We start from the raw sequence: 7,141 nt of genomic DNA, 5'->3' as shown, positions 1-7,141 counted from the left end.
CGCTGGTGGCGCTGGTACCGCCTGCGGTGGTGATGCGCACGTCTACCGTGCCCGTGCCGGCAGGCGCGGTGGCCGTGATCTGCGTGGCGCTGTTGACCGTGAAGCCCGTGGCGGCCGTGGCGCCGAAGGTCACGGCCGTGGCGCCAGAGAGGTTGGTGCCAGTGATGACCACCGAGGTTCCTCCTGCGGCTGGCCCTGCCGTGGGCGAGACGGAAGTCACCGTGGGTGCGGCCACGTAGGTGAACTGGTCGGCCGCACTGGTGGCGCTGGTGCCGCCCACTGTGGTGATGCGCACGTCGATCGTGCCCGCTGCGTGGGCAGGCGCGGTGGCCGTGATCTGCGTGGCGCTGTTGACCGTGAATCCGGTGGCCGCTGTGGCGCCGAAGGTCACGGCCGTGGCGCCGGACAGGTTGGTGCCGGTCAGGGTCACCGTGGTGCCCCCAGCGGTTGGCCCTGCCGTGGGCGAGATGGACGTCACCGTGGGCGCTGACACATAGGTGAACTGGTCGGCTGCGCTGGTGGCACTGGTGCCGCCCACCGTGGTCACCGTCACATCGACCGTGCCAGCGCTGCCCGCGGGCGCGGTGGCTGTGATCTGGGTGTTGCTGTTGATGGTGTAGGTGGCGGTCGCGGCGCCGAAGCGCACGGCGCCAGTGCCAGGTGCTGCGGCGAAGCCGGTACCGGTGATGGTCACCGTGGTGCCGCCGCCGGTGGGACCTGCCGTGGGAGAGATGGAGGTGACCGACGGTGCCGCCACATAGGTGAACTGGTCGGCGGCAACGGTGGGACTGGTGCCGACGGAGTTGCTGACGCGGATGTCCACCGTGCCTGTTCCGGGCGGCGCCGTGGCCGTGATGCTGGTGGCGCTGTTGACCGTGAAGCCGGTCGCTGCCGAGGCGCCGAAGTTCACGCCCGTGGTGCCGATGAAGTTCGTGCCTGTGATGTTGACTGCCGTGCCGCCCGCCTGAGGGCCTGCCGTTGGCGCGATGCTGGTGATCGTTGGCGTTGCCAGGTAGCTGAATTGATCGGCCCCGCTGATGGCGCTGGTGCCGCCTGCCGTTGTGACGCGCACATCGACCGTGCCTGTGCCCCCAGGCGAGATGGCGGTGATCTGGGTGGCGCTGTTGACAACATAGCTGGCGGTTGTCGCGCCGAATAGCACGGCGGTGGCGCCGGACAGGTTGGTGCCGGTGATGACCACGCTGGTGCCGCCTGCCTGCGGGCCAAAGTTGGGCGAGACGGATGCCACCGTGGGCGCGGGCAGATAGGTGAACTGATTGGCTGCGGCAGTGACGCTGGTGCCGCCTGCCGTCGTGACGGTCACGTTCACCGTGCCCGATCCTGCCGGTGCCGTGGCCGTGATCTGGGTGGCGCTGTCGACCGTGAAGCTGGTCGCCGGCGTGCCGCCGAAGCTCACGGCGGTCACGATGGAACTGCCGATCACGTTGGTGAAGTTGGCACCCGTGATGACCACAGAGGCACCGCCGGCGGCCAGGCCGGAGGTGGGCGCAAGCCCAGTGGCCGTGGGCGTGGCTGGGGGGAAGGGATCAACGGCCAGATCGTCGAAGGCGAAGTTGCCGCCTTCGCCAACCGTGGCATTGTTGGATACCCGTACTTCGTCCACATCCGCCAGCGCGCTCAGATCGATAGGGACGAATTGCTGCGTCATGGGAAACGTCTTGGTGACGGTCACGCTGGCACCGGACACGGGGCTGCCGCCGCGATAGCCCGCGAGTGTGAACTGGGTCATTGAGCCGTAGGCATGGATGCGCACCCGTGCGAGGCTGAAGCGGTCCGTGCCATTGGCCGCCTTGATGATGGCGTTGCCGTCAAGGGTGGCGGAGGTGATGGCGTCGCCGGACGTGGTGATTCCCGGGCTGCCCGTCTGCAGGTCCACTTCAGCGAAATAGGACCACTGGCCGGTGAAGCGAAGCCCGTTGTAGTCCGGTGCAACATCCGAGAAGGCGCCAGGCGCGGCGCTGCTCCCGAAGTCGATGATGCCCCGGTCCACTGCGGCATGGGCCGGAGCCGCCAGTGCCATCACCAACCCTATGAACCACGCAAACCACATGGACAGCATGCGTGAAGCGGACTTGGGCCTGGGGGTGTGGTTGGTGGGCATGGCGGGCAATGGCTGGAGGTGGAAGAACGTCAGGGCCTGACGGGGAATTCGCCGTACAGGCAGATGCAGAAATTCAGCGCCAGAACGGGTTGCATATTGCTATGGGCCTGGTTGCCGCCGACGGGCAGCAGCGCTGTCGGCGCCATGGCCGAAGTGGCAGCTCCCGCTGCATAGGTGGGCCTGGCGCTGCCCCGGGGCGGTACGCCTTGCATGCCCTGCGCCAGCAAGTTGCCGCTGGGGGTGGCCGCCGTGGCGCCGGCGCCCTGGGCGCTGATGCCGTGGCTGTGCGCCGGTATCTGCGCAAGGGTCAGCGTTTCGGTGGCTGTGCCCAGGGTTTCACCGATGTTGCGGGAGCTCAGTCCAGGTCCCGTGCCGGCGCCCATGGCGGCTCTGCCCTGCAGATTGGGCAGCATGAAGTTGGTGGTTCCGTTACCGCCGAACCGGTTTCCGATGATCGAAAAAAGCGCTGCATTCTGCTGTACCTGTATGGTCTGGCCTGCGCAAAAGGCCCAGTTGACAGGGGCGAAGTAGAAGCCGAATGCGCGGACCTCGCCGTAGAAGGGATCTGCCATATGGATGTTTCCTTGGGGGAGGCTTGTTCAGTTGCGGGACGGGAAGATCCCGGAGCTGGCGATGCACCAGTTGATGACCAGCGAGGGCTGCATGTTCTGGTGAGGCTGGCTGCCGCCGCTGATGTCCACGGCGGTGGCCGCCATGAAGGAATTGGTGGGCGCGCCATAGGCAGACAGGCCATTGGCGGCCTCGGCCATCACATTGCCGCCGGGGACATTGGTGGTGGCCACCGCAGCGCTGGACAGCAGCTGGTGGGTGTGCTGGGGCATCTGGCTGGGGGTTAGCGTGACGTTTTCCGTACCGTCGATCAGGCCGAGCACAATGCCGCCGCCGTATCCAATGGGCGCGCGACCACGCAGATCGGGCAGGCCGAAGTTCGTCGAGCCATTGCCGCCGTATTGGGTGCCCAGCAGCGCAAACAAGGCCTGGTTCGTATTGATCGGCAGAATCGCTCCGTTGCACAGCAGCCAGCCCCTTGGGACCTGGCCAAAGGCGAATGCGCGGATCTCTCCGAGAAAGGGGTCCATGAAATGCTCCTGTCCGTGCTATGTGAAGCTGGGGAAGATGCCCAAGAGGCAGATGATGTAGCTCAGCACCAGGCTGGGCATGACGTTGTTGTGCGGCTGCCCGCCGCCGACGATCTGCACCGAGCTGGGTCCCAGGGTGGCGGCAGTCGTGGCGGGTGAGGGGGCGTAGAGGTTGAACCCCGTGACGGCTGCCGGTACCTGCTGTTGTGGCTTGCTGGTGCTGGCGGCGCCGGCCGCCGAGAACTGGTGGGTGTGCCCGGGCAACTGGCTGATGTTCAGCGTTACGTCTTCCGCACCCATCTGCTGGCCCAGAACGCGGTTGCTCCCGCCCTGCAACTGGCCTTGGCCAATAGGAAGCCGGCCCTGCAGGTTGGGCAGTGCGAAGTTGGTGACGCCATCGCCGCCATAGGTGGTACCCAGCAGCACGAAGAGTGCTTCGTTCTCGCTGATGGCAACCAGCCTGCCGTCGCACAATGCCCAGTTCTGAGGGGCAAAGTTGCCCGCAAAAAGACGGATTTCTCCAATATATGCCTCGCTCATGGCGTCTCCTCCTCCTTGATCGACGTGTTCATGCGTGTGATGAGTGCCTGGTAGCTGGTCTGCCCCGGCTCCGCATCCACGACGGGCCCCAGGAACAGAGCAAAGCGTCCCAGGCGTTCGTGGGAAAGCAGGTAGGTGTCGTGGGTCGGGCGGCCGATGTCAGGCCCCTTGAAGCGCAGCGAGCAGCGCGAGGCCAGCAATCCCTGCGTGACCGTGGCCTTTTCCAGGCGCAGCGACACGGGCGCGGCACCGGGGAGCTGCAACGCGAAATCGGTGCCGACCAGGCCGGTGAAATCCTCAGGGCCGGGCATGCGCGCAGGCTGCGGCGCGCGGCGCATATACCAGTACACGCCGCGATCGGCCTCGGTGACAAAGCCCAGGCGCTGGTAGTGGCCGAGGATGGGGTTGTTCTTCTCCACATGCAGGCCCAGGTCAATGCCCAGGGCATCCGACTCATCCGTCAAAGCCTGCAGCAACTGCCGCCCCACGCCCTGGCGACGGTGCCTGGGAAGCAGGGCGATATCCACCACGCGGATTTCCTGCGGGCTGCGGTCCACATACAGCCGGCCCGCTATCTCGCCATCGCGCAGCACCAGATCGAAACTGGGGTTGGCGTAGGCCGTCGAATACTGGGTGTGCTGCGCCATGAACTGCTGGCGAATGAAGGCATTCCATTGCTCCTCGGGCCAGCCGAATTGTTCGCGCTCCTGCTCGCGTGTGGAGGCGAAGATGGCCAGGAGAGCGGCTTCGTCGCCGGAGCCAATGGGTTGAAGCGCCAGCGCACCGCAGGATTCGGGGTGAGGGCTGCGGAGACTGGTATTTGCAGGCGCAGTGCTCATGAATGGAAATCGACTGGAAACGCAGGAGTTCCAGTCGTGAATAATTGAAAAGAGTTGTTAAATCATAGGCAGTTTTTGCAAAGGATTGTCAAATTTCTTTGAGAAAGGATTTTCAGTATGCCAAGAAATCCATGCGAAAGATGAGTGCTCCCATAGGGAAAGATATGAATCGATTGATATTTGAAATTGATAATGTCTTATCAATGTATTGATGGTTGTTATTGTTGATATTGATTGTTCATTCAAATACTACAGGATTGCTATTTTGAATATCCCTGAAATCAGTGATATTCAACTCAAACAGCGCGGCGCCGGGAAATCGATCACGCTGCGGATGATCTCGCGCATTTCCGTGATCAGCGGCCGGGCATCGTCGCGGCGCCATTGCACGGTGTAGGTCAGCGGGGCCAGCGCGCTGTGCTTTGTGGCCTCGGCGCTGCCGTCCAGCACGCGCAGGCGGCCGCGTTCCTGCAGGGCCAGGGCCCATTGCTCGGGCATGTAGGTGAAGCCCAGGCCGTCCACCACCATGCCCACCACGGCGCCCCAGCTGTTGCAGGAAAGGCGCCGCTCCACGGCCAGGCCGTGGCGGCCCAGCCAGTCGTCCAGCGTGCGCGTGGCGCCCGAGCCGGTGGGCAGGGCGATCAGCAGTTGCTCGCGCACCAGGCGCCGGGGCTGGTGTGTGCCTGCGCGGGCGATGAAGTCGTCGCTGGCGGCCCAGACGAAGCGCACCTGGGCGACCTGCTCGAAGGCCAGGCTGCTGCGCGACGATGGCCCGGCGATGACCACGCAGTCCAGCTCGCCATCGACGATGCGCTGCTCCAGCACCTGGCCGATGTCGGTGTGGGGCTCCAGCTGCAGGTCGGGGTGCAGCTCGGCCACCCGCTGCACCAGCCGGGGCAGCCAGGTCAGGCCGCTGAGCTCGCCAAAGCCGATGCGGCAGCGGCCCTGCAGGCCCACGCTGCGGCCCGCCGCCTCGCGCAGCTGGGCGGCGCCGTGCAGCAGCTCGCGGATGCGCGGCAGCAGCTGCTCGCCCTGGGGTGTGAGTTCGGCGGCGCGGCCGCTGCGGTCGAACAACTGCACGCCCAGCGAGGCCTCCAGCTCCGCAATGCGCTTGGACAGCGATGAGACCGACAGGTGCACGCGGTCGGCGGCCACGCTGAAGTTCAGGCAGGTGGCGGCCCAGTAGAAGGCTTCGAGCTGTTTGAGGGTCATGGTGACATTCTTCCAAAATCGAAATATCGATTCCTATTTATTTCGCTTTTCTTTGCAGGTTGGCCCTTCTACATTGGCCGGCAATGCCTGCCAACACCGTCCCCTCCACAACCGCCACCGCTCCTGCAGCTGCTGCACCAGCCCCTGCCCGGCCGCCGCGCCGCCTGCGCCAGGTGCTGTCGCTCGATGATTTCGAGCGGCTGGCGCGGCGGCACCTGCCGCGCCCCATCCATGCCTACATCAGCGGGGCGGTGGAGGACAACGCCTCGCTGGCGGACAACCGCCGCGCCTTTGCCGAGCTGGCCTTCGTGCCGCGCGCGCTGGTGGGCGTGGCACAGCGCGACCCCTCCTTCGAGCTGTTCGGGCGCCGCTACGGCGCGCCGTTCGGCGTGGCGCCCATGGGCATTGCCGCGCTGTCGGCCTACCGGGGCGATCTGGTGCTGGCCCAGGCCGCACAGCAGGCGGGCGTGCCGGCCATCATGAGCGGTTCCTCGCTGATCCGGCTGGAGGAGGTGATGGCGGCCGCGCCCCACACCTGGTTCCAGGCCTACCTGCCGGGCGACCAGGGCCAGATCGATGCGCTGCTGGACCGCGTGGCCGCCGCCGGCGTGCAGACCCTGGTGATCACGGTGGACACGCCCGTGGCCGCCAACCGCGAGAACAATGTGCGCGCCGGCTTCTCCACGCCGCTGCGGCCCGGGCCGGGCCTGGCCTGGCAGGGCATCAGCCACCCGCGCTGGCTGTTCGGCAGCTTTCTCAAGACCCTGTGGCGCCACGGCATGCCGCATTTCGAGAACAACTATGCGCACCGGGGCGCGCCCATCCTGTCGGCCAGCGTGATGCGTGATTTCTCGGACCGCTCCCACCTGGCCTGGCCGCATCTGGCCGCCATCCGCCAGCGCTGGCAGGGGCAGCTCGTGGTCAAGGGCATTCTTTCGGCCGCAGACGCCGTGCTGGCGCGGGACCACGGCGCCGACGGCCTCATCGTCTCCAACCACGGCGGGCGCCAGCTCGATGGCGCCGTGGCACCGCTGCGCGTGCTGCCTGGCATCGTGCGCGCCGTGCCCGGCCTGCCGGTGATGCTGGACAGCGGCGTGCGCCGGGGCACCGACGTGCTCAAGGCCCTGGCCCTGGGCGCGCGCTGCGTCTTCGTGGGCCGGCCCTTCAACTACGCGGCCTCGGTGGCCGGGCCGGCGGGCGTGGCCCACGCCATGGCCCTGCTGCGCGAGGAGGTGCTGCGCGATATGGCCATGCTGGGCGCCACGCGCCTGGACCAGGTCACGCCGGCCTGCGTGCGCCATGCGCAGGCCTGGGATGCGTTCTGAGCG

At 66.5% G+C, this 7,141-nt stretch carries 7 protein-coding genes; 1 reads left to right on the top strand and 6 read right to left on the bottom strand.

Features of this window, described 5'->3' with window-relative positions; translation table 11 throughout:
- From KDK82_RS15645 to KDK82_RS15620, 6 genes are all read right to left on the bottom strand, one after another.
- The coding region (locus KDK82_RS15645; protein ID WP_179217928.1) for an S-layer family protein at positions 1 to 2,122 on the bottom strand (2,122 nt) is incomplete at its 3' end.
- Between the two features lie 29 nt (positions 2,123 to 2,151).
- Complete coding sequence (locus tag KDK82_RS15640) at positions 2,152 to 2,694, bottom strand: phage tail protein (protein WP_088165567.1); 543 nt, start codon at positions 2,692 to 2,694, stop codon at positions 2,152 to 2,154.
- A gap of 27 nt (positions 2,695 to 2,721) precedes the next feature.
- Positions 2,722 to 3,222 (bottom strand): phage tail protein, encoded by a 501-nt coding sequence (locus KDK82_RS15635; protein ID WP_088165566.1) that lies wholly within the window; start codon positions 3,220 to 3,222, stop codon positions 2,722 to 2,724.
- An 18-nt stretch (positions 3,223 to 3,240) separates the two neighbouring features.
- Positions 3,241 to 3,762 (bottom strand): phage tail protein, encoded by a 522-nt coding sequence (locus KDK82_RS15630; RefSeq protein ID WP_088165565.1) that lies wholly within the window; start codon positions 3,760 to 3,762, stop codon positions 3,241 to 3,243.
- Entirely contained in the window at positions 3,759 to 4,601 is an 843-nt protein-coding gene (locus tag KDK82_RS15625; RefSeq protein ID WP_088165564.1) for an N-acetyltransferase, read from the bottom strand. Before KDK82_RS15625 ends, KDK82_RS15630 begins: the two co-directional genes overlap by 4 nt.
- 291 nt (positions 4,602 to 4,892) lie before the next feature.
- A complete protein-coding gene (locus KDK82_RS15620; RefSeq protein ID WP_088165563.1) occupies positions 4,893 to 5,813 on the bottom strand; it encodes a LysR family transcriptional regulator in 921 nt (306 codons plus the stop codon).
- Between the two features lie 83 nt (positions 5,814 to 5,896).
- Between KDK82_RS15620 and KDK82_RS15615 the strand changes: the two genes are divergently transcribed.
- Complete coding sequence (locus KDK82_RS15615; RefSeq protein ID WP_047219201.1) at positions 5,897 to 7,138, top strand: alpha-hydroxy acid oxidase; 1,242 nt, start codon at positions 5,897 to 5,899, stop codon at positions 7,136 to 7,138.
- Positions 7,139 to 7,141: the final 3 nt, after the last annotated feature.

It is taken from the genome of Delftia sp. K82 (genome assembly GCF_002193035.1).
In the GTDB taxonomy this organism is placed as follows: Bacteria; Pseudomonadota; Gammaproteobacteria; order Burkholderiales; family Burkholderiaceae_C; genus Comamonas; species Comamonas acidovorans.
This window is presented reverse-complemented; position numbering and strand designations above follow the sequence as displayed.